13 protein-coding genes are annotated in these 15,965 nt (G+C 65.2%); 5 read left to right on the forward strand and 8 right to left on the reverse strand.

The features are described from left to right. Positions 1–14: 14 nt before the first annotated feature. Positions 15–764 carry a MauE/DoxX family redox-associated membrane protein gene (locus CG471_RS09845; protein ID WP_099231753.1) on the reverse strand — a complete coding sequence of 250 codons (750 nt, stop codon included), beginning with the start codon at positions 762–764 and terminating at the stop codon, positions 15–17. 78 nt (positions 765–842) lie between these two features. Between CG471_RS09845 and CG471_RS09850 the strand changes: the two genes are divergently transcribed. Next, positions 843–1,250, forward strand: a complete 408-nt coding sequence (locus CG471_RS09850; protein WP_099231754.1) for a MerR family transcriptional regulator — start codon at positions 843–845, stop codon at positions 1,248–1,250. Here CG471_RS09850 and CG471_RS09855 read toward each other — a convergent pair. The 3 genes from CG471_RS09855 to CG471_RS09865 form a co-directional block, all read right to left on the reverse strand. Further along, positions 1,232–1,396, reverse strand: coding sequence for a hypothetical protein (locus tag CG471_RS09855; protein WP_004211842.1), 165 nt, complete (start codon positions 1,394–1,396; stop codon positions 1,232–1,234). The genes CG471_RS09850 and CG471_RS09855 overlap by 19 nt on opposite strands. 299 nt (positions 1,397–1,695) lie before the next feature. Next, on the reverse strand, positions 1,696–2,169 hold the full coding sequence (gene ruvX, locus CG471_RS09860; RefSeq protein ID WP_004211843.1) for a Holliday junction resolvase RuvX: 474 nt from the start codon (positions 2,167–2,169) through the stop codon (positions 1,696–1,698). A 132-nt stretch (positions 2,170–2,301) separates the two neighbouring features. Continuing rightward, a complete protein-coding gene (locus CG471_RS09865; RefSeq protein WP_099231755.1) occupies positions 2,302–3,426 on the reverse strand; it encodes a DUF3089 domain-containing protein in 1,125 nt (374 codons plus the stop codon). 171 nt (positions 3,427–3,597) lie between these two features. Here CG471_RS09865 and gatC point away from each other — a divergent pair, with 171 nt between their 5' ends. From gatC to gatB, 3 genes are all read left to right on the forward strand, one after another. Then, positions 3,598–3,885: an Asp-tRNA(Asn)/Glu-tRNA(Gln) amidotransferase subunit GatC gene (gene gatC / locus CG471_RS09870; RefSeq protein ID WP_004211845.1), complete on the forward strand. Its 288-nt coding sequence runs from the start codon at positions 3,598–3,600 to the stop codon at positions 3,883–3,885. A 123-nt stretch (positions 3,886–4,008) separates the two neighbouring features. Then, a complete protein-coding gene (gene gatA / locus CG471_RS09875) occupies positions 4,009–5,493 on the forward strand; it encodes an Asp-tRNA(Asn)/Glu-tRNA(Gln) amidotransferase subunit GatA (protein WP_099231756.1) in 1,485 nt (494 codons plus the stop codon). Between the two features lies 1 nt (position 5,494). Next, positions 5,495–7,000, forward strand: coding sequence for an Asp-tRNA(Asn)/Glu-tRNA(Gln) amidotransferase subunit GatB (gene gatB / locus CG471_RS09880; RefSeq protein ID WP_010337156.1), 1,506 nt, complete (start codon positions 5,495–5,497; stop codon positions 6,998–7,000). 272 nt (positions 7,001–7,272) lie between these two features. On the opposite strand, the gene CG471_RS09885 is transcribed toward gatB, so the two are convergent. From CG471_RS09885 to CG471_RS09900, 4 genes are all read right to left on the reverse strand, one after another. Next, positions 7,273–10,488 carry an autotransporter domain-containing protein gene (locus CG471_RS09885; protein WP_099231757.1) on the reverse strand — a complete coding sequence of 1,072 codons (3,216 nt, stop codon included), beginning with the start codon at positions 10,486–10,488 and terminating at the stop codon, positions 7,273–7,275. A gap of 102 nt (positions 10,489–10,590) precedes the next feature. Next, positions 10,591–13,035: a TonB-dependent receptor gene (locus tag CG471_RS09890; RefSeq protein WP_099231758.1), complete on the reverse strand. Its 2,445-nt coding sequence runs from the start codon at positions 13,033–13,035 to the stop codon at positions 10,591–10,593. After that, positions 13,019–13,948 (reverse strand): FecR domain-containing protein, encoded by a 930-nt coding sequence (locus CG471_RS09895; RefSeq protein ID WP_099231759.1) that lies wholly within the window; start codon positions 13,946–13,948, stop codon positions 13,019–13,021. Before CG471_RS09895 ends, CG471_RS09890 begins: the two co-directional genes overlap by 17 nt. A 55-nt stretch (positions 13,949–14,003) precedes the next feature. After that, complete coding sequence (locus CG471_RS09900; RefSeq protein WP_029547652.1) at positions 14,004–14,516, reverse strand: RNA polymerase sigma factor; 513 nt, start codon at positions 14,514–14,516, stop codon at positions 14,004–14,006. Between the two features lie 158 nt (positions 14,517–14,674). Here CG471_RS09900 and CG471_RS09905 point away from each other — a divergent pair, with 158 nt between their 5' ends. Further along, positions 14,675–15,880, forward strand: a complete 1,206-nt coding sequence (locus CG471_RS09905; protein WP_099231760.1) for a serine hydrolase — start codon at positions 14,675–14,677, stop codon at positions 15,878–15,880. The last annotated feature ends 85 nt before the right edge of the window (positions 15,881–15,965 follow it).

Raw genomic sequence — 15,965 nt, forward strand, 5'->3', positions numbered from 1 at the left:
CCCGTCCAACCGGCTCAATGGATGCCGGCGACCATCCAAAGCGCCATGGCGACCATCATGACATTCTCGGTCAGCGATACGAAGCCCAGGGGCACGTTGCTGCTGCCGCCGACGCAGGCGCATTTCAGTTCGCGCTTCTCGATATAGACCGCCTTGAACACCGATATCGCGCCGATGCCGCCGATGAACAGGGCGACCGGGATCGAAAGCCAGGGGGCAAGACCGGTCAGCATCAGCGCGCCCGCGCCCAGTTCCAGGAAGGGATAGACGCGGCCATAGGGAATGATGCGGCGGGCGAGCAGGTCATAGTTGAGGAACATGGTCGCGAACCGCTCCACATCCTGCAGCTTCAGCATGGCGAGCAGCATCATGGCGATGGCGATGAACCGCTCCAGCGTCAGCAGGCCTATGAGCGGCGCCAAGGTCAGCCAGTTGATCGCCAGCGCCAGCAGCGCGGCGACGGCGAAGACGGCCAGCACCGGCACATAGCTGGTCGCGCCGGGCACCGGCACCTTGAGGCCCAGGAAGCGGCGCAGATCGTCGTGACCGCCGATCCGCCGGCCATCGATGAAGATTTGCGGCGTCGTCTTCACATCATGCTGCGCCTTGAACGCATCGGTCTCGGCCCGGCTGGAGAGGGCGTGATCGTCGACCCGATAGCCATGGCGGCGCAGCAGCCAGCGCGCCTTGAGGCCATAGGGACAGACATGGCCGGGCATCACCATACGGTAGAGTTGAGCGACCTTTTCCGGTCCTTGGGGCATTGCATCGTCCTTGTGTCAGGCTTGTATCGAGTGCGATGCCGCTCATATAGGGTCTGTACCATGGTACGGAGTCAAGGCATGAGCATGACAATTTCCGCACTGGCCCGCGCGGGCGATGTCGGGGTGGAGACGGTGCGCTTCTACCAGCGGCGCGGCCTGCTGGATGCGCCCGATCGGCCGGTGGGCAGCGTGCGCCGCTATGGCGAGGGCGATGTGCGGCGGTTGCGCTTCATCCGGTCGGCGCAGGCGGCGGGATTCACGCTGGAGCAGATTGGCGAACTGCTGCAGCTCGATGCCGGGCAGGATCGCAAGCGGGCGCGCGAGCTGGCGGCCGATCGGATCGCGGCGCTGGATGTGAAGATCGCGGAACTGGAGGCGGCGCGGGCGGCGCTGACGCGGCTGGCCCGGCAATGCCATGCCTCCGATGAGGGGCCATGCCCGATCATCGCGGCGTTCGACGACGGCGCTCAGACGTCCTGCGTCTGATCGTCCTGCTTCTGCGCCATCTGCCGGCGCGACATTTCCCGACGCACCGAGTAGCTGGTGGGATCACGGCGAAAATGGTCGCGCATCATGCGCCGCTGTTCGCTGATGATGTGCCAGATATCTTCCGGACTCTTGCCTTCGGTCATCGATCCGTCCGCCCTTTTCCGTTCGATTGCAGGGCAGGGAATATCGCTTTCGCACCGATCAATCCGTGAGCGCGATCACGTAAACGGCGCTTTAACGCTGTTAGTTCAGATATATGCAACTTGGGCGGCGCGAGCGGGGCAGGGTAAATGTTGGAAATCGTGCGCTTAACTTCGCACATTTCCCGCACATTCTGACATTATGTTGCGTTCCGCTGATCCTATCGGAAAGTGGCGGGGGATCACGATAGGAAAGAGCCGCCGGGAATATAGCCGGGCGGCACGCTGTAGGACAGGCGTGCCTATTCCAGCCCGGCGACGAGGCCGTCGATCGCGCCCTGAAGGATGTAGCTGGCGGCGAGCTTGTCGACCAGTTCGTCGCGGCGGGCGCGGCTGGCGTCGGCTTCCAGCAGGGTACGGGTGACGGCCTGGGTCGACCAGCGCTCGTCCCACAGCAGCACGGGCAGGCCGATATCCGCGACATTATGGGCGAAGGCGCGGCTGGCCTGGCTGCGCGGGCTGTTGGTGCCGTCGAGATTGAGCGGCAGGCCGATGACGATGCCCTTGACCTGCTGCTGCGCCATGAAGGCTTCGAGCGCCGGCTTGTCCTTGCTGAACTTGCCGCGATTGACGGTGTAGGCGGGACTGGCGATCGACCATTGCGCGTCGCACAGGGCCAGGCCGATCGTCTTCGTGCCCACATCCATGCCGATCAGGCGGCCACCCTCGGGCAGGGCTGCGCGAAATTCCGCGCGGTCAGTCGTGACAAGTTTCATTACGTCCCCTGAACCTGATCGTTTGAGGTGGAAGCGCGCGGCGCTTCCGCCGATAACGTGGATCAGGTTCTCTTCTTTGTTCCTGGGCCTTGATTCATGCTTCAAGCCGGTTCGGCTTGCAGCGATCAAGGTCTAGTGTGTCTTGGTAAAGGCCGCCAGTCGCTGGCGGGCGTCGTCGCGCACATTGCCCCAGAACAGGCTATAATCATAGACGTGATAATTATTGCCGGGCAGCGTGTAGGGGCCCATGTCGACCGGCTCGCCGATCATCAGCACGCCGCTGGTGTCGCAGCGGGCAGGCACGATGCCGGCGACCAGATGAGCTGGCTTGTCGGCGGTGCGGGCGTCGAGCGTGCCGATATTGGCGCTGGCGGGCGCATTGCCGTTGAAGGTGCCGGTGATCGGATTGGTGCAGAGCATGTGCGTGCCCTTGCGCGGCTGGCCATTGAGGCCCTGCTTGCGCTCGAAGCTTTCGACCACGGCGGACGGATCGGCCGGTTCGGCATAGCTTTGCCAGCTGACGATGCAGTGTGATTGATCCCGCCTGGCGCAGGCGGGGAAGCCCAATGCAGGCAGGTCGGCCTCGACCGAGATCGGCCAGCCCACGGCATAGATGGCGGCGATCCGGTCGGCGACCGGCTTGCCCGCCACCTGTTCGCGCACCAGTTGCAGCAGGTGGCGTGACCCCTGGCTGTGGCCGGCGAGGATCAGCGGGCCGGTGGGATTGGCCTTGAGGAAGGCGGCGAAGGCCTGGGTCACGTCGCGATAGGCGGCTGCGAGCGCCTGGTCGCCCTCTGCCCCGGTGGTGAGGAAGGCGCCATAATTGGCCTGGCGATAGCGCGGCGCCCAGACATTGCCGGCGGCGCTGAAGGCACTGGCCTGGCCGAGCACGAAGCGGCGCGCGGTCGCATTGCTTTCCGCATCGTCCAGCGGTGCATTCCAATGGGCATTGCCAAGCGGCGTCACATAGCTGGTCGGGTGGATGAAGAAGACGGCGGCCTTCTGCGCGGGCGGCGCGAGCCTGGCCGCGCCCTGCGGTGTCCAGAGCGCGGGATTGTCCTTGGTCAGGTCGGGGCGGGCGATCCACATTTTCGGATCGTCATAGGCGTTGGCGGGCAGGGGCTGGAGCGGCTGGAACGCTTCGCGCGGGACCATCACCGCCCGCATGATCTGCATCCCCCAGATGCGATAGGCGAGCAGCATCGCAAGCACCAGCACGACCAGGCCGGCGACGATATAGAGGAATTTGCGGGCCACTTGCTCTCGTCTCCATCCCTGTGCGGGGATCGCCCCGCCTTCGTGCGGCCTGTCTGGCCCATGCGCGGCAGTCATGCAAGATGGGGGCATGCAAGATGGGCGCATGCAAGATGGCAGATGGTGCAGCAGGACACTTGAAGCGGACTGGTGCGGGTGCTAGCGGCTTGGCCCATGTCGATAGACCTTCAGACCGTGAAAAAGATCGCCAGCCTTTCGCGCATTTCGGTGACGGATGCGGAAGCGGAAGCCATGGTGCCCGAACTCAACAATATCCTTGGCTGGGTGGAACAGCTGGGCGAGGTGGACGTGACCGGCGTGCAGCCGATGACGGCCGTCATCCCCAACCATCAACGCCTGCGCGACGATGTCGTCACTGACGGCAATGTGCGTGACAAGGTGCTGGCCAATGCGCCGCAGGCCGAACATGGCTTCTTCGCGGTGCCGAAAGTTATCGAATGATGCGGGTGCCTCCCCATCCGTTCGCCCTGAGCCTGTCGAAGGGCTCGGCCGACCGCAGGGAGGCAGCTTCGCTTCGCTCAGTAGAGGGCTTCGACTTCGCTCAGCCCGAACGGGGAAAAGAATTTGACTGATCTTACTGATCTTACAGTGGCGGAAATCCGCGACGGCTTCCGCGCGGGCGATTTTTCGGCGCGCGAAGTGGCCGAGGGTTTCAATGCCAATGTCGCCGCTGCCAAGGCATTGAACGCCTTCATCGTCGAGACGCCCGAAAAGGCGCTGGCAGCGGCCGACGCCGCCGACAAGGCCAAGGCTGCCGGCGAGACGCTGGGCCAGCTTGCCGGCGTGCCGATCGGCATGAAGGACCTGTTCTGCACCGAAGGCACGCAGACGACTGCCGCGTCGCACATGCTGGAAGGCTTCGTGCCGACCTATGAATCGACCGTGTCGAGCAAGCTGTGGGCGGCCGGCGCCGGCATGCTGGGCAAGCTCAATCTCGACCAGTTCGCCATGGGTTCGTCCAACGAGACCAGCTATTATGGCAATGTGATCTCGCCCTGGCGGCGCGGCGGCGGTGATAATGCCGCACTGGCGCCCGGTGGTTCGTCGGGCGGTTCCTCCTCGGCCATCTCCGCGCGGCTCTGCCCGGCGGCGACCGGCACCGACACCGGCGGGTCGATCCGCCAGCCTGCCGCCTTCACCGGCATTTCGGGCATCAAGCCGACCTATGGCCGCTGCTCGCGCTTCGGCATCGTTGCCTTCGCCAGCTCGCTGGACCAGGCCGGGCCGATGGCGCGCACCGTGCGCGACAATGCGATCCTGCTGGAAGTCATGTCGGGCTTCGATCCCAAGGATTCGACTTCGCTTGATCTGGCCGTGCCGCAGTGGGAAGCCAATTTGTCGAGCGATCTCAAGGGTAAGAAGGTCGGTATTCCCAAGGAATATCGCCCCGATGGCCTGAACGCCGAAATCTCCGCCATGTGGGATCGCGGCATCGAATGGCTCAAGGACGCCGGCGCCGAAGTGGTCGAAGTGTCGCTGCCGCATACCCAATATGCGCTGCCGACCTATTATATCATCGCGCCGGCCGAAGCTTCGTCGAACCTCGCCCGCTATGACGGCGTGCGTTATGGCCAGCGCGACCTGCCCGATGGGGCGGGGCTGCAGGACATGTATGCCGCGACCCGCGCGGCCGGCTTCGGCCCGGAAGTGAAGCGCCGCATCATGATCGGCACCTATGTGCTGTCGGCCGGCTTCTATGACGCCTATTATACCCAGGCGCAGAAGGTGCGGGCGCTGATCGCGCGCGATTTCGAACTGGCGTTCGAAAAGTGCGACCTGCTGCTGACGCCGACCGCGCCGAGCGCCTCCTTCGCGCTGGGCGAGAAGCAGGCCGATCCGCTGGCCATGTATCTGAACGACGTCTTCACCGTGCCGGCCTCGCTGGCCGGGCTGCCGGCGATGGCGATTCCGGGCGGGCTGGATTCGGCTGGCCTGCCGATCGGCCTGCAGGTGATCGGCAAGGCGCTGGACGAACAGACCGTGCTGAACGCATCGCTCGCAATTGAAGAACGCGCTGGCTTCAGCGCACGCCCGGACAAGTGGTGGTAATATGACTGAATCAACCTATCGCATCCAGGGCGCAACCGGCGAGTGGGAGGTCGTGATCGGCCTGGAAGTCCATGCGCAGGTGACGTCGAACGCGAAGCTCTTTTCCGGTGCCGCGACGGCGTTCGGCGCAGAGCCCAATACGCAGGTCAGCCTGATCGATGCGGCCATGCCCGGCATGCTGCCCGTGCCCAACCGCGAGTGCATCCGCCAGGCCGTGCGCACCGGCATGGCGATCGACGCGCAGATCAACAAATGGTCGCGCTTCGACCGCAAGAATTATTTCTATGCGGATCTGCCGCAGGGCTATCAGATCAGCCAGCTCTATCACCCGATCGTGGGCGAGGGGCAGATCGAGATCGTCCTCGACGAGAAGAACCCCGAAGCCAGCACCAAGGTGATCGGCGTCGAGCGCATCCATGTCGAGCAGGATGCCGGCAAGCTGATGCACGACCAGCATCCCACCAGCTCCTATGTCGACCTCAACCGGTCGGGCGTGGCGCTGATGGAAATCGTGTCGAAGCCGGACATGCGTTCGCCTGCCGAAGCAGGGGCTTATCTCTCGAAGCTACGAACCATTCTTCGCTATGTCGGGTCGTGCGACGGCAATATGGACCAGGGGTCGATGCGCGCGGACGTCAACGTCTCCGTGCGTCGTCCGGGCGAAGAGTTCGGCACCCGCACCGAGACCAAGAATGTGAACTCGGTCCGCTTCGTGATGGCCGTGGTCGAGCATGAGGCGAACCGCCAGGTCGACGTGCTGGAGGCCGGCGGCAAGATCGTGCAGGAAACGCGCCTCTATGACCCGGATCGCAACGAGACCCGTTCGATGCGGTCGAAGGAAGATGCGCACGACTATCGCTACTTCCCCGATCCCGACCTGTTGCCGCTGGAACTGGACGATGCCTTCCTGGAGGAATGCCGCCAGTCGCTGCCCGAACTGCCGGACGCGAAGCTGCGCCGCTATGCGCAGGATCTGGGCCTGTCCGCCTATAATGCCGCGACCCTGACCGCCGACGCCGACACCGCCCGCTGGTTCGAGGCGCTGCTGGCGGAAGGCGCGCGTATTCAGAAGAAGAGCGAGGGCGAGGTCGCCAAGGCATCGGCCAACTGGCTGCTGTCGGAACTGTATGGCGCGCTCAACCGCATTGGTAAGAGCCTTGAGGAAAGCCCGGTAAGCCCCGAGGAAGGCGCCGAATTGCTGGCACTGGTAGCCGATGGCACGATCAGCGGCACGATCGCCAAGCAGGTGTTCGAGATCATGCTGGAAACCGGCGACAAGCCTGGCAAGATTGTCGAGGAAAAGGGCCTGAAGCAGACCAGCGACACTGGCGCGATCGAGGCGGCTGTGGCCGATGTCCTCGCCAAGAATGGCGACAAGGTCGAGCAGTATCGCGGCGGCAAGGAAGCTTTGTTCGGCTTCTTCGTCGGCCAGACGATGAAGGCGATGCAGGGCAAGGCCAACCCCCAGGTCGTCAACGAACTGGTCAAGAAGGCGCTCGCCGGCTGACAGCAGGACGTCAATTGATAGGCAAGGAAGGGGTGATGGCGATGCCATCGCCCCTTTTTTTAGTCGTAGCCACATGCTTGGACGTTGCTGCACCAAGCGACTGCGAGGGCGGCACGGAACTAGCCCATGAAAAAGGGGCGCCGCTCGGGTGAAACCCATGCGACGCCCCTCTTTTTGCCTTGGCGTCCCTTGGGGAGGAACATCATGCCGTGGCGCAACTGGCGGACCGGGAGGGTCTGTGGGGTGTGGCCCGCCAATTCCTTATTCAGACGTCACAGGACGAAGTTAACCGTCGCCCGGAATGAGATTGCGACGTGATTTTGTTGTTCTTCCGCACCGAATTCGCCGCCGACGCGGAACGTGTCGGTGCCGCCATAGAGGCGGGCCCGGCCGGTCCAGCCGCTGGTGCGCTTGTCGGCGACCAGGACGAAATCATCTCCATCCTTGAAATGGGCGACCGTGTCGCCGAGCGACCCGCCGATCAGCTGGCGGCGGCCGCCTTCCAGTTCGAACCGTGCCCAGCCATCCTCGCGATTGAGGCTGCCGAAATCATAGCCGGCGGCGATCGTGCCGTTGGCGGTCATTTCGTCGCTGGTGCGGCCGTCGACCGTCAGGTTGAACGCGTCGCCGCCGCCGCTTTCGCTATAGCCGCCTTCCTTCAGGCGATAATAGTCGATGCCCACGCCCGGACGCAGGCTGAAGCGGTTGAACTGGAGCTGATAGGAAGCCCCGGCCGTGGCCGAATAGAGCTTACCCGACCAGTCGCCGGTCGCCTTGCGCACGACATCGTCCAGGGTGAAGTTGCGGGTGCCGTCAAAGTCGATATGCGCCGCCGAAACGCGCGCGAAGGCCTGGAGTGGCCCCCAGCTGCCGCGCCAGTGGGCCGCCAGCTCGAACTGATCGGAATCCGCCGAGCTGTTGGAGCTGTCGCTGGTGTCCCGGCCATGGATATAGGCGAAGGAGCCACCGAAGGCGCCAAGATCGGTCAGATATTCGACGCCGCCGCCCGCGCCCCAGCCATTAATGTCATAGGAGGCGGTGTCGCCGATGCTCTTGGAGCTGCCGAACGCCACCTGTTGCAGCCAGAAGCCGAGCTTGCCGTCCTTGGTGCGGTAGATGCCGTTGGGATCGGACAGGATGCGCGCGGTCGCCCGCGAGCCGGCGGTGACGGCTTCGAAGGTGCTGCCGGAATGTTCGGGCAGCATCTGGCGCAGCGCACCGTTCAGCGTCTGGCCGTCGGTCACGTCCAGATAGGCCGACGCCATCGAGCTGTCATTGTCGAGCGCGTTGAAGATCGCCGAATAGGCCCTTGAAAGCGAACCGGTCAGGCCCAGTTCCGACGTCGTCTTTGCGGCGATCGACAGGGTTACGTCACCGGTCGTCGTGTCGCTGCTGACGCTGCCCTTGAACATATAGGGCAGCAGGGTCGCGCTATCGAGCGCCGGGGTGCCCGACAGCGACGCGGCGCGGACGATGACATAGTCGCCTTCCGATCCGCCGACCTGGGTCAGCGCCACCTTCACCTTGGAACCGCTGGCGAAGCTGGCGGCGCCGGCGACGTCATAGACGGTGTTGGTGCCATCGGCGCCGTTGATGGTGACGCCCAGCGCCGAGCCCGAGGACGCGCTGAGCGAGGCGAGCGCGACCGAACCGGTGTTGCTGGCCGCCAGCGTGCCGCCGTTCAGCACCAGCGCCATGTTGCCGCTGTTGCTGATCGCGCCGGTATAGCTGGAGGTGCCGTTCAGCGTCATCGTGCCGCTGGCGCCGCCAAAGTCGAGCGCGCCGGTGACGCTGGCGGTATCGGCCAGGGTCAGGGTGGCGCCGGTGCCGGCATAGCTGAGATCGCCGGTCAGGGTCGAACTGCCCGAGAGCGACAGGCTGTTATTGCCCGCGCCCAGGCTGACATCGCCGACGATCCGGCCGGCCGATACCGTCATGACGTCATCGCCCGAGCCGAGCTTCACGTCGCCGATGATGCTGGGCGCGGTCGCAGTCGAGGAGGCGAGCGCCTGGGTCAGCGTCACGCCACTGCTGTTGGCGCTGAGGTCGATGGCGGTGTTGGTGAGGCCACCGGTCGCCGAGATGGTGCCGGTGTTGCTAAGGCTGGAGACGGTGCCCGAGGAATCGAGGATCGCGATCGCGCGGCCCTTTTCGTCATCGGCGGCAACCGCCGCGACCGTGCCGCTGACCTTGATCGAATTGACCTGTGCGCCGGCATCGATCACCAGACCGCGCGCGCTGGTGTTGGCGAGCGCGGCGCCCGAAGCGGCTACGGTGCCCGAAATCTCGATCGCGTCGCTGGTCGCGCCCGAACCCAGGCGCAGCGCGGTGGCGTTGCTGTCATAGGAGATGGCGGTGATCGATCCGGCGACCAGGACGCCCTTGGCAATGTCAACATCGCCGCCCAGACCGCCGATCACCATCGCATTGGCATCGACACCGTCATAGATGCCATAGCCCGCGATCGCGCCGCGCACGACCACGCCATAGCCCGAACTGTCGCCCTGGACCACGCCGATGCTGGCGTCGGCGCTGGCCGAACCGATCTGCACCGCAGCCGCCGAGCCATAGTTGATGACCGTGGCAGTGGTTTCGGTGCTGTCGAGCAGGCCGTCATCATCGATGTCGGTGTCATCTTCGTCGTCATCATCGCTGGCGGTCGGCGCGACGTCGAACACGATGCCGCCGCTGACATTGCCGGCGATGACGAGGGCGGGGCCGCCCTGCAGCAGGTCGTCGGCATCGAGCTTGGTCACGTCGCTCGGGCGGGTGGTGGAGCGATAGCCGGTGCTGACGATCGTGCCCTGGATCTTCACCGCGCCGTCGACGTCGCCGAGCAGGGCGACGGCGGTGCTGTTCGCGCCCTTGGTGCTGATCGAACCGCGGATCGTGGCGTTGCCGTCAATATCGTTGGCAACCACGCCATAGCTGTTGTCGCCGACGACGGCGATGGTGCCATAGGTCGACAGATTGCCGATCAGCGTCGAGTTGACGCGGATGCCGGCGCTGTTGTTGCCTTCGATCGAGATCGTGCCAGTGGTGTCGATATTGCCGGTGTGGGCCGCACCGGATTCAACCAGGATGCCGTTGCGGTTCGTCCCTTTGGCGAACGTCCCGTCGACATCACCGTCGCTGTCGCTATCGGTGCCGGTATAATCTTCCGTCAGCGTGATCGTGCCGCTGTTGGTGATGTTGCCGGTGGTGCCGGCCTTGACCAGGATGCCGGTCGCATTGTCGGCATCGTTGATGGTCAGCGAACCGGCGCTGCTGACATTGTTGTTGCTGTCCATCGTGATCGCGGTGCCGCTGGTCAGCGTGATGCTGCCAGCCGAGCTGACCGTGATCGCATCGGCCGCGCCCGAGGCGACGGTGGAGGTCTTGACGGCGGTGGTGGTGGATGAACCGATCGTGGTTTCCGCCGCGGCATTGGTTGCGGTCATCGCAACCAGAACCGGGGCGATGGCCGTGCAGGCCAGCAAATGTCGCATGATATCTCCTCTGAATGCCGCGCCGTTTGATGGGCACGTACATGCGGGAGGGACGTCGCCGCCGGGCGGGTTCCGTCAGGAAAAATGCCGGTCGGCGTGATTTTAGAAGGCGAAATCCAGGCCGATGCGCACGGTGCGTGGGCGCAGCGGCGTATAATAGTCGGTGCTCAGGTCGAACGGCGTGCCGAGCGAGAAACGATTGCCGTCGCTGTCGAACAGGTTGGTGAGCGAAAGCGAGAGTTCGACCGGGCCGCGGGTGATGGCGGCCGAAACGGCTGTATCGACATAATCGCCCTGTTCGCGGCCCAATATCGGCCCGACGCCCAGGCGCGACTTGCCGACATAGCGGGCCGAGGCCGACAGGTGCAGGCGCATGTCGTCGCCCAATGGCGCGCGATAGTCGGCGGCGACGCGGCCACCCAGATTGGCGACATTGGGCAGGGTCAGCGAGCGCCCTTCATAGGACAAGGCGCGCACGAACTGGGCCGGCTGGGTCAGGCGGCTGTCATTATAGATGATCGAGCCGTCCAGCGTCAGCGGCGGGATCGGGCGGACCACAATCCGGCCTTCCACCGTATAAATGCGTCCATCGCCGATATTGGCGGTGGTCGGCAGGCCGATGCGGTCGGTGACGTCGGCCTGGATGTCGCGCCAATCGGTATAGGCGACATTGCCGCTGAGCGCGACCGTGTCTCGGCCCGGCACGCCCTTGCGGAAGCCCAGTTCCATGGTCGAGATGCGATCATTGCGGAAGCTGCGCGCGCGCTGATCGTCGACCGCCAGGCCGCCGGGCCGGAAGCCCTGTTCGAACCGGGCATAGAGGGTAAGTCCCTTCACCGCATCGCTGAGTAGCGAGAAGGAGGGGAGGAAGATGGTTTCGGAACGATCGGCCTGCGCCTCGACACGGGCTAGATCAGCGACGGCCGAGAGCATCGCCACCGGATCGATCGCCTCGCCACTGAGGCGGCTGTTGGTGAGGCGTCCGCCGACGGTGGCGACCAGCCCCTGGAGCGGTTCGAACGAGGCTTCGCCGAACAGGGTCGCTTCCTTGATCCGGTTGCGCACGCCGGTGGCCGTGGCAGGACGTCCGCGACCATAGACCGGGACGCCCGGCAAAATCTCGACCGCCGGTGCGCTCAGCGGGCCATAGCCGGTCAGCGACCGCTGGATGGTCGAGGTGCTTTCCAGATAGGAAACGCCCAGCAGCCAGCCCAGGCCATTGTCGAGGTCGCGCACCAGCCGGTTCTCGGTCGAGAAAAGTTCGACCTTGTTGCGCTGGCGGAACAGGGCCGGCGCGCCGCCCGGCTGGGTCGCGTCATAGCTTTCGGCGAGGACGTTGCGGACATAGCCGGTCGAGGAGACGAGGCGCAGATCGTCCCACTGATGCTCGATCCGCGCATTGGCCAGGATATAGTCGGAATGATAGGGCTGGGCGACGCTGGAGGCGCGTTCCAGCCGGCCGACCTCGCGGCTGGCATATTGGGCGTCGTCACCCTCGATATGCTGGTAGGCGGTGCTGAGATCGATGGTCCAGTCGTCGGCCGGTGCGATCCGCAGCGTGGCGCGGCCGCCATAGGTGCGGGTGCGGTTGACGTCATTCTTGTCGCGCAGGACATCGTCGATATAGCCGCCTTCCTGCACGCCATAGCCGACGACGCGCAGCGCCACCTTCTCGGCCACGATCGGCAGGTTGAGGATGGCCGACAGGTCACCGCCCGGATCGCCATGCTGGGTCGCCGACACGCCGGTCGAGATCTGGCCGCCAAATTGCGCGAGATTGGGGGCGTTGGGGATGATGCGGATGATGCCGCCGAGCGATCCGGCGCCATAGAGCGTGCCCTGTGGCCCTTCCAGCACCTCGACCCCGCCGACGTCATAGAGGCGCAGGTCGGGATCGGGCGCGGCATAGTTGAGGCGCATGTCGCCCAGATATTGGCCGGTCGTCGCCTGGGTCGGCCCGGCGACGCCGGAATCGGCGATGGCGCGGATGAACAGCTTGTTGCGGCCTGCACCGGCATGGGTGGAGCTCAGGCTTGCGACGCGCGAGAGCAGCGCGGCCGTGCCCTGCGCCGCGTCGGCGGTCTCGAACAGGCCACCGGTCACGGTTTCGACCATGCCGGCATAGCGGGGCAGGGGAATGTCGCGCTTGGACGCAGTGACGATGATGTCGGCCGGCGGTTCCTGAACGACCGGCGCGAGTTGCACCGCTGCGGCTGGCGTCGGCGATGGCGGCGGAGTGCTCTTGCGGGCACGCACGATGCGCCAGGTGCTGGCGTCGATCTGTTTGGCCTTGGCGCCGCTGCCGCGCAGCAACTGGGAAAGGGCGCCCGCGGTCGACATCCGGCCCCGGATCGCAGGGGTGGCGATGCCGGCCAGCGACTGGTCCGACATGCCGATGCTGGCGCCGGTTTGACGGCCGAGCGCCACCACCGCCTCGCCCAGGCGTCCCGGAGCGAGGTCGATCGACTGTCTGTCCGCCGCTCGCGCAGGCGATGCGGCCGCTATGGCGAAGGCGGTGACGAAAAGGACGTCAGTTTTGCGACCCATCCCCTTCCTTCAGCAGCCATCCATTCCCCTGTCGGATGGCGGACAGCCCCATCAGGGGCGCGGCAGCGGCGAAGAAGCGGGACGGATCCCGTTCCAGCCGGATCGTGCCGGTAAAGCGCATGGCCTGCGCGCCGGGCGTCGCGGCCAGCGTCACGCCCAGCGAGCGGGCGATATCCTGGGTCACGTCGCCGACCGGCGCATTGGCATAGATAAGCTGGCCCTGGCGCCAGCTGGCGACGGCCTGGGGCGCGACGTCCATCACGCGCAGCCCTTCGGCGCTATCGCTGAGCGCGCGGCCGGCGGGCAGCGAGATGGCTTCGGCCTGCGGATTGTAGATGCCCTTGCCTTCGGACACGCCGATGCGGGTGGCGTCGCCGCTATGGACGATGTTGAAGATGGTGCCGGCATCCTCGAACACGGCGTCACCCACGGTTACGCGGAACGGATCGGCAGCGTCATGGCGCACGGTGAAGGCGGCTTCGCCCGCGTCGAGCGCAGCAAAGCGCGCATTCTTGCGGTCGAGGCGCAGGGTGGTGCCGCCGTTCAGTTCGATCCGGGTGCCGTCGTCCAGCGCGATGCTGCGGGTTTCGCCGGGACGGGTGGTGATGCTGTAGATGTCGCTGCGGTTGAGCAGGCCGACCGAGACGGCGGCGACCAGCGCGGCGGCGATCGCGCCGCCGCCGATCCAGCGTAGCGGGCGGCGGTGACGTTCGCCGGCATCATTGGCGGCAACAGGCATGACGACGGGTTCCGCCGGAACCATGTCCGCCAGATCCGCGTCGGCCGCCATCAGCGCATCATAGGCGGTCGCGCGGGCGGGATCGCCCTCCAGCCAGATGGTGAAGGCGTCCCAGTCGTCAAATTCGGGATCGCGCGTGCGGATCACCCACCCGAGCGCCTCCTCGTTCATCATGGCCTGTGCCCTGTTCATTTCTTGCCCCTTGAAGAGCCAGACGCCGCCGATCCGCTCATTCCGTATCCAGACTTTGCTTGAGCGCAAGCATCGCCCGATAGGCCTTTTGCAGATCCTTCTCGACCGTGGTCAGGCTGACCCCCAATTCCTCCGCAATCAGCCGCTGGCCGACCCCCTCTATGCGGAACCGGCGGAACACCAGTTCGACGCGGGGGCCAAGGTCGGCCAATATGCCGCGCGCCTGTTCCAGCCGCTGATTGAGGATCATGCGTTCGTCGACTGCCAGATCGTCATTCGGGTCGGCCATCACGCCGCCGGCGCCCTCGGCCCAGTCCTGCTCGCGCCGCTCGCGCCGGGTGGCGGAGCGATAGCGATCGAGCATCAGGTTGTTGGCCATGCGATAGAGATAGGGCAGGGGATCGGCGACCGGCCCCAGATCCTTGGCCTCCAGCTTCATCCACATGTCCTGCAACAGATCTTCCGCATCCTCCCCCGCACCGCGCGCGCGCAGGAAGCGCAGCAAAGCAGCGCGGTTCTGGAAGAAGATAGCAGAAAGGCCCGTGGCCATGCCTGTGGTGCGTCCGGTATTGGCGATCAGGCGGGTTGCCATAGAGGCAGGGGTGGGGTCTTGGCAATGGCAAGGCGTGGATCGACCGGTCATGGCCTGAAATCATTTACCTAGTGCGCGGCTTGCTCTAGCCCGTTTCGGATATGGCAGGAGCGGACATGGCGACAGCGAAGGTGACGGATGCAGCAGCGGCGCGGGCAGCGGGGATGGACCCCGACCGGCTGGATGCGCTGGTGGATCATCTGGACCGGACCTATGTGCAGAGCGGCAAATTGCCGCATATGCAGATGCTGGTGTCGCGCGACGAGGTGCCGTTGCTGTCGGTCAGCCGGGGGCAGGCGCGCGCGACCGGCGAGCCGTTGCAGGCCGATGCGCTGTTCCGCATCGCGTCCATGACCAAGCCGGTCACCAGCGTTGCCTTCATGCGGCTGGTCGAGCAGGGCAAGGTGGCGCTGGACGATCCGGTGACCGACGTGCTGCCCGAATTTGCCGACCTGCGCGTCGGGGCGGACGGGCGCGGAAGGATGAAGCGCCCGATGCAGATGATCGACCTGCTGCGTCACACATCGGGCCTGACCTATGGGTTGCAACGGCAGACGCCGATCGACGCATGCTATCGCGAGCTGGGACTGGACGAGTTCCAGCAGAAGCGGTCGTCGGATGAATTCATCGCCGCGCTGGCCAGCCTGCCGCTGGAATTTTCGCCGGGCGAGCGCTGGAATTATGGGGTCTCGACCGATGTGCTGGGCGTGATCGTCGAGCGACTGTCGGGGCAGGATCTGGAGACGCATTTTCGTCAGAAAATCTTCGATCCGCTGGGCATGAAGGACAGTTTCTTCACCTTGCCTGAGGACCGGACCGACCGACTGACCGATGCCTGGGGCCTGGGCGAGGACGGGTTGCGGCTGCGTGACCGTGGCGCGGCCAGCAGTTGGCGGCGCAAGCTGCGTTTCCGTTCGGGCGGGGGCGGGCTGATTTCCTCGACCGCCGATTATCATCGCTTTGCCCGGATGCTGCTGCGCGGTGGCGAGCTGGATGGGGCGCGGCTGTTGCAGCCCGAAACGGTGGCGCAGATGCGGACCAATCACCTGCCCGGCGGCGGCGACCTCGCCAGCATGTCGCAGGCGATGTTCAGTGAAGCCGATTATGCCGGGGTCGGTTTCGGCCTGGGCTTTGCGATGACGCTGGCGAACCAGCAATTTTACTGGGGCGGGGTATTCTCGACCTATTTCTTCATCGATCCGGTCGAGCGGCTGATTGGCCTGTTCATGACCCAGCATCTGCCATCCAGCACCTATCCGGTTCGGGCGGAATTGCGGGCCGGGATCGGGGGCGCCATCGTCGAGCGGCGGGGCCGGGCCTGAGGCAGGCCAAGCCCGCAGAAAGAAGCGGGAAAAGTCCATGCTGCGCTGCAAAAAATGGATTGGCATGGCGAAGCGCGCTGTGCCA

Source organism: Sphingobium sp. IP1, assembly GCF_002708645.1.
GTDB classification, from domain to species: domain Bacteria; phylum Pseudomonadota; class Alphaproteobacteria; order Sphingomonadales; family Sphingomonadaceae; genus Sphingobium; species Sphingobium yanoikuyae.

Excerpts from the sequence above, each read along its gene's own strand:
- CG471_RS09845 (WP_099231753.1), bottom strand. The coding sequence starts at position 764 with ATGCCCCAAGGACCGGAAAAGGTCGCTCAACTCTACCGTATGGTGATG.
- CG471_RS09850 (WP_099231754.1), top strand. The coding sequence starts at position 843 with ATGAGCATGACAATTTCCGCACTGGCCCGCGCGGGCGATGTCGGGGTG.
- CG471_RS09855 (WP_004211842.1), bottom strand. The coding sequence starts at position 1,396 with ATGACCGAAGGCAAGAGTCCGGAAGATATCTGGCACATCATCAGCGAA.
- ruvX (WP_004211843.1), bottom strand. The coding sequence starts at position 2,169 with ATGAAACTTGTCACGACTGACCGCGCGGAATTTCGCGCAGCCCTGCCC.
- gatC (WP_004211845.1), top strand. The coding sequence starts at position 3,598 with ATGTCGATAGACCTTCAGACCGTGAAAAAGATCGCCAGCCTTTCGCGC.
- gatB (WP_010337156.1), top strand. The coding sequence starts at position 5,495 with ATGACTGAATCAACCTATCGCATCCAGGGCGCAACCGGCGAGTGGGAG.
- CG471_RS09885 (WP_099231757.1), bottom strand. The coding sequence starts at position 10,488 with ATGCGACATTTGCTGGCCTGCACGGCCATCGCCCCGGTTCTGGTTGCG.
- CG471_RS09890 (WP_099231758.1), bottom strand. The coding sequence starts at position 13,035 with ATGGGTCGCAAAACTGACGTCCTTTTCGTCACCGCCTTCGCCATAGCG.
- CG471_RS09895 (WP_099231759.1), bottom strand. The coding sequence starts at position 13,948 with ATGATGAACGAGGAGGCGCTCGGGTGGGTGATCCGCACGCGCGATCCC.
- CG471_RS09900 (WP_029547652.1), bottom strand. The coding sequence starts at position 14,516 with ATGGCCACGGGCCTTTCTGCTATCTTCTTCCAGAACCGCGCTGCTTTG.
- CG471_RS09905 (WP_099231760.1), top strand. The coding sequence starts at position 14,675 with ATGGCGACAGCGAAGGTGACGGATGCAGCAGCGGCGCGGGCAGCGGGG.